17 protein-coding genes and 1 tRNA gene are annotated in these 14061 nt (G+C 63.7%); 12 read left to right on the top strand and 6 right to left on the bottom strand.

Going from position 1 to position 14061, the window contains the following annotated elements:
• Window positions 1-56: 56 nt before the first annotated feature.
• Window positions 57-512 carry a MaoC family dehydratase gene (locus tag KFF05_16070; GenBank protein UTW51404.1) on the bottom strand — a complete coding sequence of 152 codons (456 nt, stop codon included), beginning with the start codon at window positions 510-512 and terminating at the stop codon, window positions 57-59.
• Window positions 513-674: 162 nt separating this feature from the next.
• Here KFF05_16070 and KFF05_16065 point away from each other — a divergent pair, with 162 nt between their 5' ends.
• The gene (locus KFF05_16065; GenBank protein UTW51403.1) at window positions 675-1703 is read left to right on the top strand and encodes a M23 family metallopeptidase; all 1029 of its coding nucleotides are present in this window, start codon (window positions 675-677) and stop codon (window positions 1701-1703) included.
• A gap of 29 nt (window positions 1704-1732) precedes the next feature.
• Here KFF05_16065 and KFF05_16060 read toward each other — a convergent pair whose 3' ends face one another.
• Entirely contained in the window at window positions 1733-2182 is a 450-nt protein-coding gene (locus tag KFF05_16060; protein ID UTW51402.1) for a hypothetical protein, read from the bottom strand.
• 147 nt (window positions 2183-2329) lie between these two features.
• On the opposite strand from KFF05_16060, the gene KFF05_16055 reads away from it, so the two are divergent.
• From KFF05_16055 to KFF05_16040, 4 genes are all read left to right on the top strand, one after another.
• Window positions 2330-3406, top strand: coding sequence for a tartrate dehydrogenase (locus KFF05_16055; GenBank protein ID UTW51401.1), 1077 nt, complete (start codon window positions 2330-2332; stop codon window positions 3404-3406).
• Window positions 3399-3665: a 2Fe-2S iron-sulfur cluster binding domain-containing protein gene (locus KFF05_16050; GenBank protein ID UTW51400.1), complete on the top strand. Its 267-nt coding sequence runs from the start codon at window positions 3399-3401 to the stop codon at window positions 3663-3665. Before KFF05_16055 ends, KFF05_16050 begins: the two co-directional genes overlap by 8 nt.
• Before the next feature lie 77 nt (window positions 3666-3742).
• Complete coding sequence (locus KFF05_16045; protein ID UTW51399.1) at window positions 3743-3958, top strand: DUF3126 family protein; 216 nt, start codon at window positions 3743-3745, stop codon at window positions 3956-3958.
• A 106-nt stretch (window positions 3959-4064) separates the two neighbouring features.
• Window positions 4065-4391, top strand: a complete 327-nt coding sequence (locus tag KFF05_16040; GenBank protein UTW51398.1) for a hypothetical protein — start codon at window positions 4065-4067, stop codon at window positions 4389-4391.
• Window positions 4392-4407: 16 nt separating this feature from the next.
• On the opposite strand, the gene KFF05_16035 is transcribed toward KFF05_16040, so the two are convergent.
• Window positions 4408-4881 (bottom strand): Lrp/AsnC family transcriptional regulator, encoded by a 474-nt coding sequence (locus tag KFF05_16035; GenBank protein ID UTW51397.1) that lies wholly within the window; start codon window positions 4879-4881, stop codon window positions 4408-4410.
• 175 nt (window positions 4882-5056) lie between these two features.
• Here KFF05_16035 and KFF05_16030 point away from each other — a divergent pair, with 175 nt between their 5' ends.
• The gene (locus tag KFF05_16030) at window positions 5057-7369 is read left to right on the top strand and encodes a transketolase (protein ID UTW53753.1); all 2313 of its coding nucleotides are present in this window, start codon (window positions 5057-5059) and stop codon (window positions 7367-7369) included.
• A gap of 4 nt (window positions 7370-7373) precedes the next feature.
• Here KFF05_16030 and KFF05_16025 read toward each other — a convergent pair whose 3' ends face one another.
• Window positions 7374-7766, bottom strand: a complete 393-nt coding sequence (locus KFF05_16025) for a hypothetical protein (GenBank protein UTW51396.1) — start codon at window positions 7764-7766, stop codon at window positions 7374-7376.
• Between the two features lie 178 nt (window positions 7767-7944).
• Between KFF05_16025 and KFF05_16020 the strand changes: the two genes are divergently transcribed.
• Window positions 7945-8661 (top strand): response regulator transcription factor, encoded by a 717-nt coding sequence (locus KFF05_16020; protein ID UTW51395.1) that lies wholly within the window; start codon window positions 7945-7947, stop codon window positions 8659-8661.
• A 116-nt stretch (window positions 8662-8777) separates the two neighbouring features.
• Window positions 8778-8864 (top strand) — tRNA-Leu (locus KFF05_16015).
• 27 nt (window positions 8865-8891) lie between these two features.
• On the opposite strand, the gene KFF05_16010 is transcribed toward KFF05_16015, so the two are convergent.
• Entirely contained in the window at window positions 8892-9872 is a 981-nt protein-coding gene (locus KFF05_16010) for a TauD/TfdA family dioxygenase (protein UTW51394.1), read from the bottom strand.
• A 210-nt stretch (window positions 9873-10082) separates the two neighbouring features.
• Here KFF05_16010 and KFF05_16005 point away from each other — a divergent pair, with 210 nt between their 5' ends.
• The 4 genes from KFF05_16005 (at window position 10083) to KFF05_15990 (ending at window position 12895) form a co-directional block, all read left to right on the top strand.
• Window positions 10083-10664 carry a DedA family protein gene (locus KFF05_16005; GenBank protein UTW51393.1) on the top strand — a complete coding sequence of 194 codons (582 nt, stop codon included), beginning with the start codon at window positions 10083-10085 and terminating at the stop codon, window positions 10662-10664.
• Between the two features lie 9 nt (window positions 10665-10673).
• The gene (locus tag KFF05_16000; GenBank protein ID UTW51392.1) at window positions 10674-11174 is read left to right on the top strand and encodes a disulfide bond formation protein B; all 501 of its coding nucleotides are present in this window, start codon (window positions 10674-10676) and stop codon (window positions 11172-11174) included.
• Window positions 11175-11203: 29 nt separating this feature from the next.
• Window positions 11204-11779, top strand: coding sequence for a demethoxyubiquinone hydroxylase family protein (locus KFF05_15995; GenBank protein ID UTW51391.1), 576 nt, complete (start codon window positions 11204-11206; stop codon window positions 11777-11779).
• 69 nt (window positions 11780-11848) lie between these two features.
• Window positions 11849-12895: a zinc-binding dehydrogenase gene (locus KFF05_15990; protein UTW51390.1), complete on the top strand. Its 1047-nt coding sequence runs from the start codon at window positions 11849-11851 to the stop codon at window positions 12893-12895.
• On the opposite strand, the gene KFF05_15985 is transcribed toward KFF05_15990, so the two are convergent.
• Window positions 12892-13692, bottom strand: coding sequence for an RNA methyltransferase (locus KFF05_15985; protein ID UTW51389.1), 801 nt, complete (start codon window positions 13690-13692; stop codon window positions 12892-12894). The two genes, KFF05_15990 and KFF05_15985, sit on opposite strands and share 4 nt — an antisense overlap.
• Window positions 13693-14061: the final 369 nt, after the last annotated feature.

Raw genomic sequence — 14061 nt, 5'->3', positions numbered from 1 at the left:
GCCGACCCGGTCAACCCCGGCCTGATCCGCCGTTCAGGGACCGGATCCGGATTGGGTTATTTGCTGCGCGACGGCACCATGATGGTGGCTTCACCGTCCAGCACGACCTTGTCGCCGACCAGGCATTGGGTCTGGATCTTGACGAACTTCTTGGCGTCGATCTTTTCCATGATCGTCGCCCGTGCGATGACCGTGTCGCCGGCCTTGACCGGGCCCTTGAACTTCAACGTCTGGCCGACATAGATGCAGCCCGGCCCCGGCATCTTGGTGCCGATCACGGTGGAGATATAGCTGGCGGTCAACAGCCCGTGGGCGATACAGCCCTCGAACATGGTTTCCGAGGCGAATTCGTGGTTCAGGTGCACCGGGTTGGTGTCGCCGGACACGCCCGCGAAGATCAGGATGTCGGATTCGGAAATGGTCCGGGAATACTCGTCGCTCTGCCCGACCTCCAAGTCTTCGAAGTAGAAACCGTGGAGTTTGTCGAGGGCGGTGACGGCGTGGGTGTCCATGATTTTAAGCGCTCCAATACACCGTTGGATTGGGTTTTTCTGACATCTGGTGGGATTTCGCGGTGCAGCGTTCGTATATTGCATCGCAATATTAAGCCGGGCAAGGGAATGTTTTGTCGCGCGGAGCCGCCCGTGTAGCATGCCCGGGAAAGGGACAGTGCTGTGCGGTTCATTGAAATTCCCCGGTTTTCCATGATTTTGGCGGCAATTCTGCTGGTGGCGGGCCTCATGTCCGCAGCCCCGCTGCGCGCCGCCGATCAGCCGTCCCTGGGCTTGCCGCTGATCTGCGATCCGGGGCGGACCTGCTGGCTGGTCAACCATGTCGACCACGATCCCGGCCCCGGTGTTCGCGACTATGCCTGCGATGCCCATAGTTACAACGGTCATACGGGCGTCGACATTGCCATCCGCGACTATTCCACGATGGAAGACGGCGTGCCCGTGGTCGCGGCGGCGGCCGGCACGGTGCGGCGTTTGCGTGACGGCATGTTGGACGGCGACGCGTCCCTGGTCGGCCACGACGCGGTGATGTCCCAGGGCTGCGGCAATTTCATCGCCATCGGCCATGACGGCGGCTGGGAAACCTTTTATTGCCACCTTCGGCGCGGCTCGCTCACCGTGCGGCCGGATCAGCGGGTGGAAAAGGGCGACAGGCTGGGCTCCGTCGGTTCCTCCGGTCTGGCCGAATTTCCCCATATCCACCTGGGCGTGCGCCTGAACGGCAAGATCGTGGACCCCTTCGTCGGGGTCCAGCGTGCGTCGAACTGCGGCGCCGGGCCGTCACCGCTGTGGGATTCACGTACCCTGGGCCAGCTCAAGGGCACGCCGACGGCGCTTTACGACGCCGGTTTCGCGCCGGTCGAGGTCAATCCCATCGCGCTGCGCCGGGGGTTCTACCGCGACACCAAGTTGTCGGCCAAGGCGCCGCTGCTGGCCTTCTGGGTCGATGCCTTCTGGGTTGAACAAGGTGACCGCCTGACCCTGACCTTCACCGGCCCCAAGGATCGCAAGATCGCGGCCAAGACCTTTACCTTGGATAAAAATCAGGCGCGGCACATGCGCTTCGTCGGCAAGCGCAAGACCGTGGACTGGCACGCGGGCAGCTATCTCGGTGTTGCCGTTCTGGAACGCACGACCAAGGACGGCGGCAAGGAAACCTTCCGCATCGAACGCCGGCTGAATATCGAATAGGGGGGTGGGGGCGGTCTGCCCGGCGCGGGTCAGGTCAGGGACGGTCGGCGTGACACCAGTTTGGGCGTGGCCCGCAAGGCTCGGCGCAGGCCCTTGGCAGCGTCCTGGGTGCGGGTGTGAACCTCGCGCTGAACGCGGGCGGTCGTGGTTTCGGCGGCCTTGGCGGAAACGAAATCTTCTTCCGGGAACAGGGCGGCGGCCTGGACCTTGTCTTCTTCCCGTTCCTCCTCGCGCTTGGCGATCAGGTTGAGGGTGCGCGTCACCAGGGGATGACGGTCGGGCCGCTTGCGCGACTTGCGCATGTGCTCCTTGGCGATCGCCTTCACCATGTTGACGATGGTCTGGTAGTGGTGATTGGTTTCGCACCAGCGGGCATAGGCGGCCACCGTCCACGGGTTGGCCGGCAGGGGGCGAAGCCCCCGGTTCTGGCACCAATCGACAAAAATGGTCCAGGCGGTGTGCTGATTTAATCGAGGCATATGTCCAGGTTCGCCGCTTATATTTCCAGTATCTTAGCCGGGGAATTTTACCATTTCCGCCCAGGCACAACTTGACCACAGCGGAAATTCCACTATTCAAGCCCATTAATGGGAAACATCCGATTAAATTATGGAGAAAATTAGACCATGGGTGAATACCGAATTGCCGCCATCGGCGGAGACGGGATCGGGCCGGAAGTCGTCGAGGCCGGTGTCGAGGTCCTGAACGCGGTCGCGGAAAAGGACGGCGGGTTCTCGCTCAAGGTCGAAACCTTCCCCTGGGGCGGTGATTATTACCGCAAGCACGGCGTGATGATGCCGGAAGACGGGGTCGAGACGCTTAAGCCCTTCGACGCCATCTATTTCGGCTCCGCCGGCGACCCGAATATTCCCGACCACATCACTCTCTGGGGCCTGCGCCTGAAGATCTGCCAGACCCTGGATCAATACGCCAACGTGCGCCCGTCGCGCCTGCTGCCAGGCATCGACGGTCCGCTGAAGAACGTCAAGCCCGGCGACCTGGACTGGGTCATCGTGCGGGAAAATTCCGAAGGCGAATACGCCGGCGTCGGCGGCCGCGTGCATACGGGTCTTGCGGAAGAGGTCGGCATGGATGTTGCCGTGTTCACCCGCGCGGGTGTCGAGCGCATTCAGCGCTTCGCCCTGGAATTGGCCCGCTCACGCCCTCGAAAGAAGCTGACTCTGGTCACCAAATCCAACGCCCAGCGTCACGGCATGGTGTTCTGGGACGACGTGTTCGAAGTCGTGCGCAAGGATTTCCCGGACGTCGAAACGGACAAGATGTTGGTCGATGCCATGACCACGCGCATGGTGCTGAAGCCGGAGACGCTGGACACCATCGTCGCCACCAACCTGCACGCCGACGTGCTGTCGGACCTGGCGGCGGCGCTGACCGGATCGCTCGGCATCGCGCCCACGGCCAACCTGCGGCCGGAACGCGATTTCCCGTCCATGTTCGAGCCGATCCACGGCTCCGCCTTCGACATCATCGGCAAGGGGGTCGCCAATCCCATCGGCTGCTTCTGGTCGGGTGTCATGTTGCTGGAACACCTGGGCGAACCCGCCGCCGCCAAGCGCCTGATGGCGGCGGTCGAGCGGGTCACGGGATCGCGCGAGGCGGTGTCGCCGGATCTTGGCGGCAACGCCACCACCCGCCAGGTCACGGACGCGGTATTGGCCGCGGTCAGGGGCGCAAATGACTGAGAAACTGACCGTCGAATTCCGTCGCTCGGGCGTGACCGGCACCTGGGACGGATCCCACGACAACATCCTGGAACTGGCGGAAAGCCTGGATTTGGTGCTCGCCTACAGCTGCCGGTCGGGCATCTGCACGACCTGCCAATGCCGCAAGATCGAAGGCGACATCGAATACAGCGACGACGGCGTCTATCAGCCGGATGCGCCGGACGAGATTTTGATCTGCTGTTCCGTGCCGAAAACGGCGCTGGTGCTGGATATTTGAAAAGTCGGCTATGATCGTGCATTCATGCACGCCACGCCCGGCACAATCGCAATAAAGACAGGGAAGGCCCCATCGCCATGAAATTATCGGAAATCGCCCGCCTGCAGCAGTATCTGCGCAGCGCCTTCGACAACAACCGCTTCACGGTCAAGCCGCCGAAGAAGGAAGGCCATCCGGTCGAGGTCTATCTGGGTGAACAGTTCGTTGGCGTTCTGCACCGCGACGAGGACGAGGGCGAAGTCTCCTACTCCCTGCAAATCGCGATCCTGGAAGAAGACCTGCCGCTGGATTGACCGGCGCCCAAAGGCCCAATTCAGGGACTTGATTTCGCGCATTGGCGGCGGGCCCGCTTCGGCGTAACGTCGGGGCAAGGATCAAACCTTTTCGGGAGTCCATCCAATGCCTAGTGACGAACGGGATATCGGCCGCGCGCGCATGGAAATGCATGGCATTCTGCGCGACATCAACCGCGAGACGATCCACGACCTGGTGCCCAACGTGTCCGTGTCCGAACTGACCCCTTATTTCAAGCTGGTGGCCAAGGCGCGGGGGCTTTACATCAAAAGCCTCATCGATCTGGCCCACGGCACGGACAACCTGCCGTCGGAAGATCAGGTGCGCGAACTGAACCTGCTGCGCCGCTCATACGACGAGTTGATCCATGGGGCGCAGATGATCGAAACCGCGATCGAGCGCGGCTACATCGACGTCGATAAAAAGAAATAGCGTTGCCAGGGCGGCCTTAAACCGCCACCGGCAGAGCTGTGCGGTAAACCACCTGTTTCAGTGAAAAGCTCGACTTGATGGAGGCGACGCCGGTGACCCGCGTCAGCCGGTCCATCAAAAACCGCTCGTAAGCGGAAAGGTCCGCCGTGACCACCCGCAGCAGGTAATCCGCGTCGCCGGTCATCAGGTAGCATTCCATGACCTCGGGCCAGGACCGGATGGTCGCCTCGAACTCCTCCAGCGCCTTTTCCACCTGCCGTTCCAGGGTCACGCTGATGAAGATCGACACCGGCAGGCCCACGGCCTGCTGATCAACCAGGGTGACGTAGTCGCGGATCACGCCCGCGTCCTCCAGACGCTTGACCCGACGCAGGCAGGGCGAGGCCGACAGGCCCACGGCCTCTGCCAGATCGACGTTGCGCATGCGGGCGTTGGTCTGGATCGCCGTGAGGATGCGGCGGTCGATGGCATCAAGGTCAATATCTGGCATATTTCACCAATTTCTAGCCGGGAATAACTAATTTATTGCGTAAATATTCCATTCAACGCCTCAGATCGCAAGGAAATACCTGATATTTTGGCGTAGGATTGCGCCAGATAATGCGCTTCCGCATCCTTTCCGCCCGGAGACCCCCATGGCCCCTCTCGACACCCCGAACCACCTGATGATCGAACCCAATCCGGGTGCCGGCCCCGACGCGGACACCCTGGCCTGTCTGAGTGATCTGCAGAAACGCATCCTGTGGCTGTCGACCTGGACCATCCATAACGCCAACCACATCCGCGCCAAAGGTGAGGTCAAAGTCGGCGGGCATCAGGCGTCCTGCGCGTCGTCGGCGGCGCTGATGACGGCGCTGTATTTCCATGCCTTGCGCCCGCAGGACCGGGTCGCGGTGAAACCCCACGCCAGCCCGGTGTTCCATGCCATCCAGTACCTGATGGGCAATCAGACGCGGGACAAGCTTGAAAACTTCCGCGGCCTCGGCGGGGCGCAAAGCTATCCGTCGCGCACCAAGGACACGGACGACGTCGATTTCTCCACCGGCTCCGTCGGCATGGGCCCGGCCATGACCATGTTCGCCTCCCTGACCCAGGATTATACCCGCCGCCATTTCGAATCCGTCCGCGCGCGCGAACCGGGGCGCATGATCGCGCTGGTCGGCGATGCCGAAATGGACGAAGGCAATATGTACGAGGCGATCCTCGAAGGCTGGAAGCATAACCTGCGCAATTGCTGGTGGATCATCGACTACAACCGCCAGAGCCTGGACGGCGTCGTCAACGACAAGCTGTTCCGCCTGATCGACCGACTGTTCCGCGCCGCCGGATGGCGCGTGGTCATCATGAAGTACGGCAAGCTGATGCGCGATGCCTTCAAAAGGCCCGGCGGCAAGGCGCTGAAGAAATGGATCAACGATTGCCCCAACGATATGTACGCGGCCCTGACGTTCCAGGGGGGCGCGGCCTGGCGCGACCATCTGACCGCCGATATCGGCAACGAACCGGGGGTGCCGGAACTGCTGGCGTCCCATACGGACGACGAATTGCAGGACCTGATGTCCAATCTGGGTGGCCACTGCCTGGAAACCATCTGCGAGGCGTTCAAATCCGCCGATGACGACATCCCGACCTGCTTCCTGGCCTATACCATCAAAGGCTGGGGCCTGCCGTTGGCGGGGCATAAGGATAACCACGCGGGCATCCTCACGCCGGATCAGCTGACGGGCTTCCGCAAGGACCTGGGCATCCAGGAAGGCCAGGAGTGGGAACCCTTCGCGGGCATGGAAGACCGCGCCCAGGCGCTCCAGGATTTCATCGCCCAAACTCCCTTCATGGGCCCCGGCGCGAAGACCCGCCGCATGTCGGCCAAGCCGGTCGCCGTGCCGGCCAGGCTGGCGGAAACGGGCAAGGGCAAGGGCTCGACCCAGGAAGCCTTCGGCAAGATTTTGTTCGAACTGGCGGCGACGGACCAGGACCTGGCCGACCGCATCGTCACCACCTCGCCCGACGTCACCGTGTCGACCAACCTGGGGCCCTGGGTCAACCGCCGCGGCATCTTCGCCATGGAGGAACGGGAAGACACCTTCCGCAAGGTCAACGTGCCGTCGGTGCAGAAATGGGGCGCCAACGACGAAGGCCAGCACCTGGAACTGGGCATCGCCGAAAACAACCTGTTTCTGGCGCTGGCGGCCCTGGGGCTCAGCCACGAACTGTACGGCGAACGCCTGCTGCCCATCGGCACGCTGTACGATCCGTTCATTCAGCGGGGATTGGATGCGCTGAACTATGCCTGTTACCAGGATGCGCGGTTCATGGTGGTGGCGACACCGGCCGGCGTGACCCTGGCCCCTGAAGGCGGCGCCCATCAGTCCGTCGCCACGCCGATGATCGGCATGGGGCAGCCGGGCCTGGCCTATTTCGAGCCGACTTATGCGGACGAGCTTGAAGCCGTCATGCGCTGGGGCTTCAGCCATATGCAGGCGGCGGACGGCGGTTCGGTCTATCTGCGCCTGTCGACCCGGCCGCTGGAACAGCCCGACCGCAAGATGGACAAGGCCTTGGCCGATCAGGTGATCGCCGGCGCCTATTGGTTGAAGCAACCGTCGTCAAAAGACGCGGGCGCCATCGTCTATACGGGCGTGCTGGCGCCGGAAGCCATGGCGGCGGCGGAAACGCTGGCCGGGAAGAACGGCCCGGGCGTGCTCGCCGTGACCTCGCCGGACCGGCTGTATTCCGATTGGCGCAAGAACGGTGCCGACAGCCACGCGGCCAAGCTGCTGGGGGCGGTCAAGCGGGGAGGCAAGCTGGTCACCGTCATCGACGGCCATCCGGCGACGTTGTCATGGCTCGGCGGCGTGCTGGGCCATCGGGTGAGCGCATTGGGGGTCGAGGACTTCGGCCAATGCGGCACGGTCCAGGATCTGCATCGGAAATACGGCTTGGATGCGGAGGCCATCGCGGCGGCATACGCCGCCTGAGGCGTCAGCCGCAGCGCAGGCGCAGGCCCGAGCCGTATCCACGGTCTTCCCAGCGCGGCTGGATGTACAGTGTCACGCCCGCGGGATATTTGGCGGCCTTGAGGAATTTCACGGTCGCGGTCTGATTGACGGCAAAGCGCATCTCGCGTTTCGCCAGAAGCGTCTCGCCGTCATGGGTCACGACCATCAGCGTCCCGGTCTTCGGCCACATGTCGCCCCGGTTCTTCATGCGGAACACGGCAGCACCCCCTTCGCAGCGGGCGTCGATCAGCATGTCCAGGCGCGGCACGCGAACCTGGGCGAGTTCATCGGCGGCCTGCGCGGACGTCTGCGCGCCGACGAAGGCGGTGGACATCAGGACAAGGGCGGCGAGGGTGATACGGCGGAAGATGGTCATGGTCGGCTCTCTTCTGTTGGCTCACGTTCTGTGACCAGAGGCCGAAAGGGCGGCTCTGGAGTGACACCATTCTCGCCGCGGCACCTTGACCCGTGATGGCGGCAACCTGACTCGCACCTGACACAGCCTGACGGGATTGAACTGGCGAGGGCGGCTGAAAATTCATAATCTGCGCGCCATGACCACACATATTCTCCTGGTTGAAGACGACGCGCTGATCAGCGGTCTCTTGGAATTCCATCTGAAGTCCGAGGGCTATGGCGTTGATATCGCTAAGACCGTCGAAGACGCCCTGACCGCCATCGAGGCCCGTCCCCCGGACCTGATCCTCACCGACCTGGGCCTGCCCGACGAGGACGGCCTGACCCTGATCCGCAAGGTGCGGACCCGGTCCAACGTGCCGATCATCGTGCTGAGTGCCCGCACCACCACGGAACAGCGCCTGGCGGCGCTGGAACTGGGCGCCGATGACTATCTGACCAAGGGGGTCGATCCGGGCGAACTGTTGCTGCGCATCCGGAACATGATCGCGCGGGCGCAATCGGGGACGCCCGGCACCGCCGGGCGCAGCCCGTTGAGCGCGCCGGGCCCGGGCGTGGTGCAGTTTTCCGGCTGGACCCTGAACCTTGCCGGTTATGCGGCGCAAAATCCCAAGGGCGAGGATGTCGACTTCACCCGTTCGGAATTCCTGGTCCTGGCGGCTCTGGCGCGGCACCCCGGGCGGGTTGTCAGCCGCGATACCCTGTTGGACGCCATCAGCGGTTTTGACGACGCGCCCCTCGACCGCACCATCGACACCTATATTTCACGGCTGCGCCGCAAGATCGAACCGGACCCGAAAAATCCCACGGTGATCCTCACCATGAAGGGTGTCGGCTACCGCGTGGTGGAATAGGGGCGCGGTCGTTCGCCTGGAGGCGGGGAAAAATCCGCATCCATTGCAGGGCGACCGCGTCATCGCGGTTTACCTTGCGGCAAAAGGGATGATAGAACAGCGCCCTTCCAAGGTGCGCGGGCGTGGCGGAACTGGTAGACGCGCCAGACTCAAAATCTGGTTTCCGCAAGGAAGTGGGAGTTCGATTCTCCCCGCCCGCACCATTCTTCCCTTGAAGAATTCGGCTGCCGTCAGGCCCGTGCCCGAGCCTCGTCCACCAACGTCAGCCGCCACATTTCCCGTTCGTACTTGCTGTAGTCGAAGCCGGTCCCCGCATGGATCGTCGAGCGGTTGTCCCAGACGACGACGTCGCCGGCTTGCCACTGCCATTTCACGGTGAAGTCGGGGCCGGTGACGGTGGGCAGCATGTTGCGCCAGATCATCACGCTGTCGTCTTCCACGCCTTCCAGATCCCATTTGTCCAGGTCCGCCGGATCGACTTCCTGCCCCTTGGGCACGATGGCGCAGGTCGAGCTGTTGAGGCCGTACAGCGACGGCCGGCCGGTGATCGGATGGTTCAGGACGATGGGCACGCGATTGGGCGGGTTTTCCTTGCGCTGCTCGGGCGTCAGCACCGGATAATGGGGCGAGTAGCTGTTGATCTTCTTGTCATGATGAGCGAGGGAGCAGACGGCCTCCAGGCCGTCGAGTTTCTGCCGTTCCGCCGGCGGCAGGGCGGCATAGGCGCCCTGCATGTCGGCGAACAGGGTTTCCGCGCCCTCGGGCGGGGCCTTGCGGCAGTGGAAGACGGAGCCGACCGGCGGCCGCGCGCGGAACGTGGAATCCGTATGCCATACCGGGCGCCGGGTTTCCGGGTTGTAGCGAATGTCCGCGTCGCTGGTCAGCTGCGGCACCTGCAGCAGTTGCGCGACGATCTTGCCATCCTCGTTTTTCACGTTGCCGATGCGCAGGATGGGAAAGCCTTTGACGGATTTATCCTCGCGCGCCGTCTGGATCTTGTCCTCGATGACGCCGAAGACCTCGGACCAAGCGACAAGCTGCGCGGGCGTCAATTCGGCCAGCTTCTCCCCCCGAACGCCGAGCAGCCCGCCATGGTCCAGCCACAGGCCATGGGCCCAGGATTGGAAGTCCGGGTTGCCCAGGTCGTCGGGCGTGACTTGATCGATCAAAATGCCGAAATCGCCTTTCAGCGGCGCGGTTGGATGGTTCATTGGTATCTGCCTTTTGTTAGATGTTTCTGATCAAAGGATACGGGTGCTCTTGCGAAATTCAAAGCCCCAAAGCGGGGTGGATGCGAACCGTTTCCGGCCGAATTCCAGGTCTTCCGGCGGCATCGGTGCGGCGCCGTTCCCATTGTCTCCAGGCCGGTCGCCTGATAGAAGCGCCCGACGCTTTCACTGACGGGACGGGGCCTTCCGCCCATGCTGCGCCGCCTTTACGACCGAATTCTGGCCCTTGCCGGCCATCGCCATGCGGACCGTTGGCTGGCGTTCGTCAGCTTTATCGAAAGCTCGGTCTTTCCCATCCCGCCCGATGTGATGCTGATTCCCATGGTTCTGGCCGACCGGGCCCGGGCTTGGCGCATCGCCTTCATCTGCACGGTCGCTTCGGTGCTGGGCGGCATGCTGGGCTACGCCATCGGCGCCTTCCTGTTCGATCAGGTCGGCCGACCCATGCTGGAATTCTATGGCTACACCGCCAAGTTCGAGACCTTCCGCCAGACCTATGCGGATGGGGGGGCCTGGGCCGTTTTCATCGCGGGGGTCACGCCCTTTCCTTATAAGGTCATCACCATCCTGTCCGGCCTGGCGTCGCTGGATATCTGGGTGTTCTGTGTCGCTTCGGTGCTGGCGCGGGGGCTCAGGTTTTATCTGGTGGCGGGGTTGCTGTGGTATTTCGGGGAACCCATCCGCGCCTTTATCGAACGGCGCCTGGGGCTTCTGTTCACGATCTTTTGCATTCTCCTGGTCGGCGGATTCGTGGTTATCAGGTTCGTGCTGTAGGAGACCGAGATGTTATCCTTGCTCGACGATCCCAAACTGCAACGCTGGTACCCGGCTGTTCTGTTCGCCATATCGGCCGGGGCCCTCGGCCTGGCCCTGCATGCCCAGTTCGTTCTGGGGCTGGAGCCCTGCAACCTCTGCCTCTATCAGCGCATTCCGTTCGCGGTGATCGGCCTGTTCGCCGGGGCCTGCATGATGCGCCCCAATGCCAAGGCCGTTCGCGCCGTGGTCGGGCTGGCGGCTCTCGGCTTCGCCATCGGGGCCGGGATCGCGGTCTATCACGTAGGCGTGGAGCAGCATTGGTGGGCGTCCGCCGTTTGCGGCGGCGCGCTGCCGACCCTGGGGTCGACCATGGACCTGATGGCCGGATTGTCGGCCCCGCCGGAAAAATCCTGCGATTCCGTGGACTGGGTCTTTCTTGGCCTTTCCATGGCGACCTATAATGCGGCCTTCTCCGCCGTCATGGCCGGGCTGTGCTTTGTCGCCGTCCGCCGCATGAAGGCCGCCTGACAGGGCGTTCAAGGACGCAATAGGAAACCATGGCGACCAAGACCTCTGCGAAGCCAACTGCCAAGCCCCGGCGCATGCCGGGCGACCCGTCCAAGGCCGCGATGGTCGAACGCATGCTGCGCGTTGATCACGCAGGTGAATACGGCGCCGTGCGCATCTACGAGGGCCAGATGGCTGTACTGGGCGAGAAGGCCAGCGGCGGCGCCATCAAGCACATGGCGGAACAGGAAGAAGTTCATCTTGCCACCTTCAATGACTTGGTGGCCGAACGCGGGGTGCGCCCGACGGCGCTGCTGCCGCTGTGGCATCTGGCCGGTTTCGCGCTCGGCGCCGGTACGGCGCTTTTGGGCGAAAAGGCGGCCCATGCCTGCACCGTCGCGGTCGAGGAAGCCATCGACGAACATTACGCGGCCCAGATCGCGCGCCTGGACGGCGAGGGCGAGGACGATCTGCGCGACACCTTCGAAAAATTCCGCCAGGAAGAGTTGGAGCACCACGACACGGCGCTGGACCTGGGGGCCGAGGAAGCCCCCGGCTATGAGGCCCTGAAGGGCGTCATCAAGCGGGGATCGAAGCTCGCCATCTGGCTGTCGGAGCGGATCTGATCCGCCGCGCGCTCCTGAAGACCATCCAAGACACAGAAGAAACCAAAAGAAACCAAGAGGACCAAGACGATGAAGGCAGTGGTATTCCCCGGCGACCGCAAGATCGAGATCATGGATTTTCCCGACCCCCATCCGGGCCCGGGCGAAGTCGTTTTGCAGATCAAGGCATCCGGTATGTGCGGCAGCGACCTGAAGTACTACCGCAACCCGCCGGGCACCCCGACGCTGGGCCTGGGCGAGCGCAAGGGCCCGATCATCGCCGGGCATGAGCCCTGCGGCGTGGTGGTCGAGGTCGGCGAGGGCGTGTCCGAAGCCCAGGCGCGCATCGGCGACCGCATGATGGATCACCACTATTCCGGCTGCGGCGTGTGCAAGCATTGCCGCACGGGCTGGTCGCAGATGTGCATCGACGGCATCACCGTCTATGGCACCACGGGCCACGGCGCCCATGCGGAGTACATGAAAGTGCCGGCCCATACCCTGGTCAAACTGCCGGACGATCTCAGCTTCACCACCGGTGCGGCAATTTCCTGCGGCACGGGCACGGCCTATGGTGCGCTGAAGCGCCTGGACCTGGCCGGGGATGAGACCGTGGTGATTTTCGGTCAGGGGCCCGTGGGGCTCAGTGCCACACAACTGGCCAAGGCCATGGGCGCGCGGGTCATCGCCCTGGATATTTCCGCCGAGCGGCGCAAGCTGGCGGAAGATTTCGGCGCGGATGAGGTCATCGACCCCATGGGCAATGACGTTGTCGCGGCGATCCGCGACCTGACCGGCGGCGAAGGGGCGCATAAATCCCTCGACTGTTCATCCAACGCCGAAGCCCGGGCATCGGCCGTGCGCTGCCTGCGGGCCTGGGGGGTGGCGTGTTTCGTCGGTGAAGGCGGGCAGGTGACGCTCGACGTCAGCCAGGACATCCTGCGCCGTCAGGTTTCCATCCTCGGGTCCTGGACCTTTTCCAAGAACGGGCAGGCCGATTGCGCGGCCTTCGTCGCCGAACGCAAGATCGACGTCGACGCCCTGTTCTCCCACCGCTTCACGCTGGATCAGGCGGATGAAGCCTACAAGCTGTTCGACACCCAGACCACCGGCAAGGGCGTGTTCGTGATGGATTAATCCTGGCTGGCGGGGTCTCTGGGGCCCCGCCGCAGGGCGACGATCACGCCGCGCAGGATGCGGACCTCTTGGTCCGTCAGACGCGCACGGCCGAACAGGTTGCGCAGGTTGCGGACCATGGTCGGCGCCCGTTCCGGCGGCTGCAGGAAGCCGCAGGTTTCCAGTTCGCTTTCCAGATGTTCGAATAGATGGACTAGGTCCCCGTGGTCGGCGGGACGGGTCGTCTTGGGCATGGCCAAGTCTTCGTCGGCCACGTCCAATCCCATAAGCCGCCATTCGTAGCCGACCAGCAGCACTGCCTGCGCCAGGTTGAGGGACGAGAACGCCGGGTTCAGCGGCACGTTCAAAATGGCGTCGGCGAGGGCGACCTCATCGTTGGTCAGGCCCTTGGCCTCGCGGCCGAACAGGATGCCCGTGCGGGCCCCGCTATCTGCATAAATGTGGCGGATTTCCTCGGCCGCGCGGCGCGGGGTCAGGACACGCTTGGTCATGTCGCGGGACCGCGCCGTGGTCGCGATGACCAGGTTCAGGTCGGCAACGGCCTCGGCGGCGGTGGCGTAGACGCGGGCCTGGTCGATCACCAGATCGGCGCCGGAGGCGGCGGCCCGCGCCGGCTCACTCGGCCAGCCGTCGCGGGGATTGACCAGGCGCAGATCCGTCAGCCCGCAGTTCAGCATGGCGCGCGCCGCCATGCCGATGTTCTGGCCCAATTGCGGTTCGACCAGGACGACCGCGGGCGCACCCGAGGCGTCGATCGTATCGGCGTCGCCGCGCCGCGAGGAATCCGTGCCCGCCATGACCCGGGTCAGGCCCTTTCGGGCGTGACGCCGCCGCAGGGCGCGGTGTCGAACAGATAGACGCGGGTGTCCGTCATGGGGGCTGGCCTCGGTTTTCTGATCCCGGGCGCATTGCCCGTCGCAGGGTCGCGGGAGAATGCCGAATGCGGCGGCATTTCTCAAGCGTTCCGACCCAGGTCAGGTTGTATGCAAGATTGGGGGTTCTCAATGGCCGATTGGAAATTGCCGCCCAGGTGACTATGCTGGACGGGTAAATTCGATTGATCCGGCCGGTTTCGCGGGGGGCTCCGACATCGGCTGGTGCGGCGCCGCCGGGATGGGGGAAGGCGGTCTGAAGGGATTTATCGTGGCGTTAACTTCCGCGGCGGC

The sequence above is a fragment of the bacterium SCSIO 12827 genome (genome assembly GCA_024397995.1).
Lineage (GTDB): Bacteria > Pseudomonadota > Alphaproteobacteria > Rhodospirillales > Casp-alpha2 > UBA1479.
This window is presented reverse-complemented; position numbering and strand designations above follow the sequence as displayed.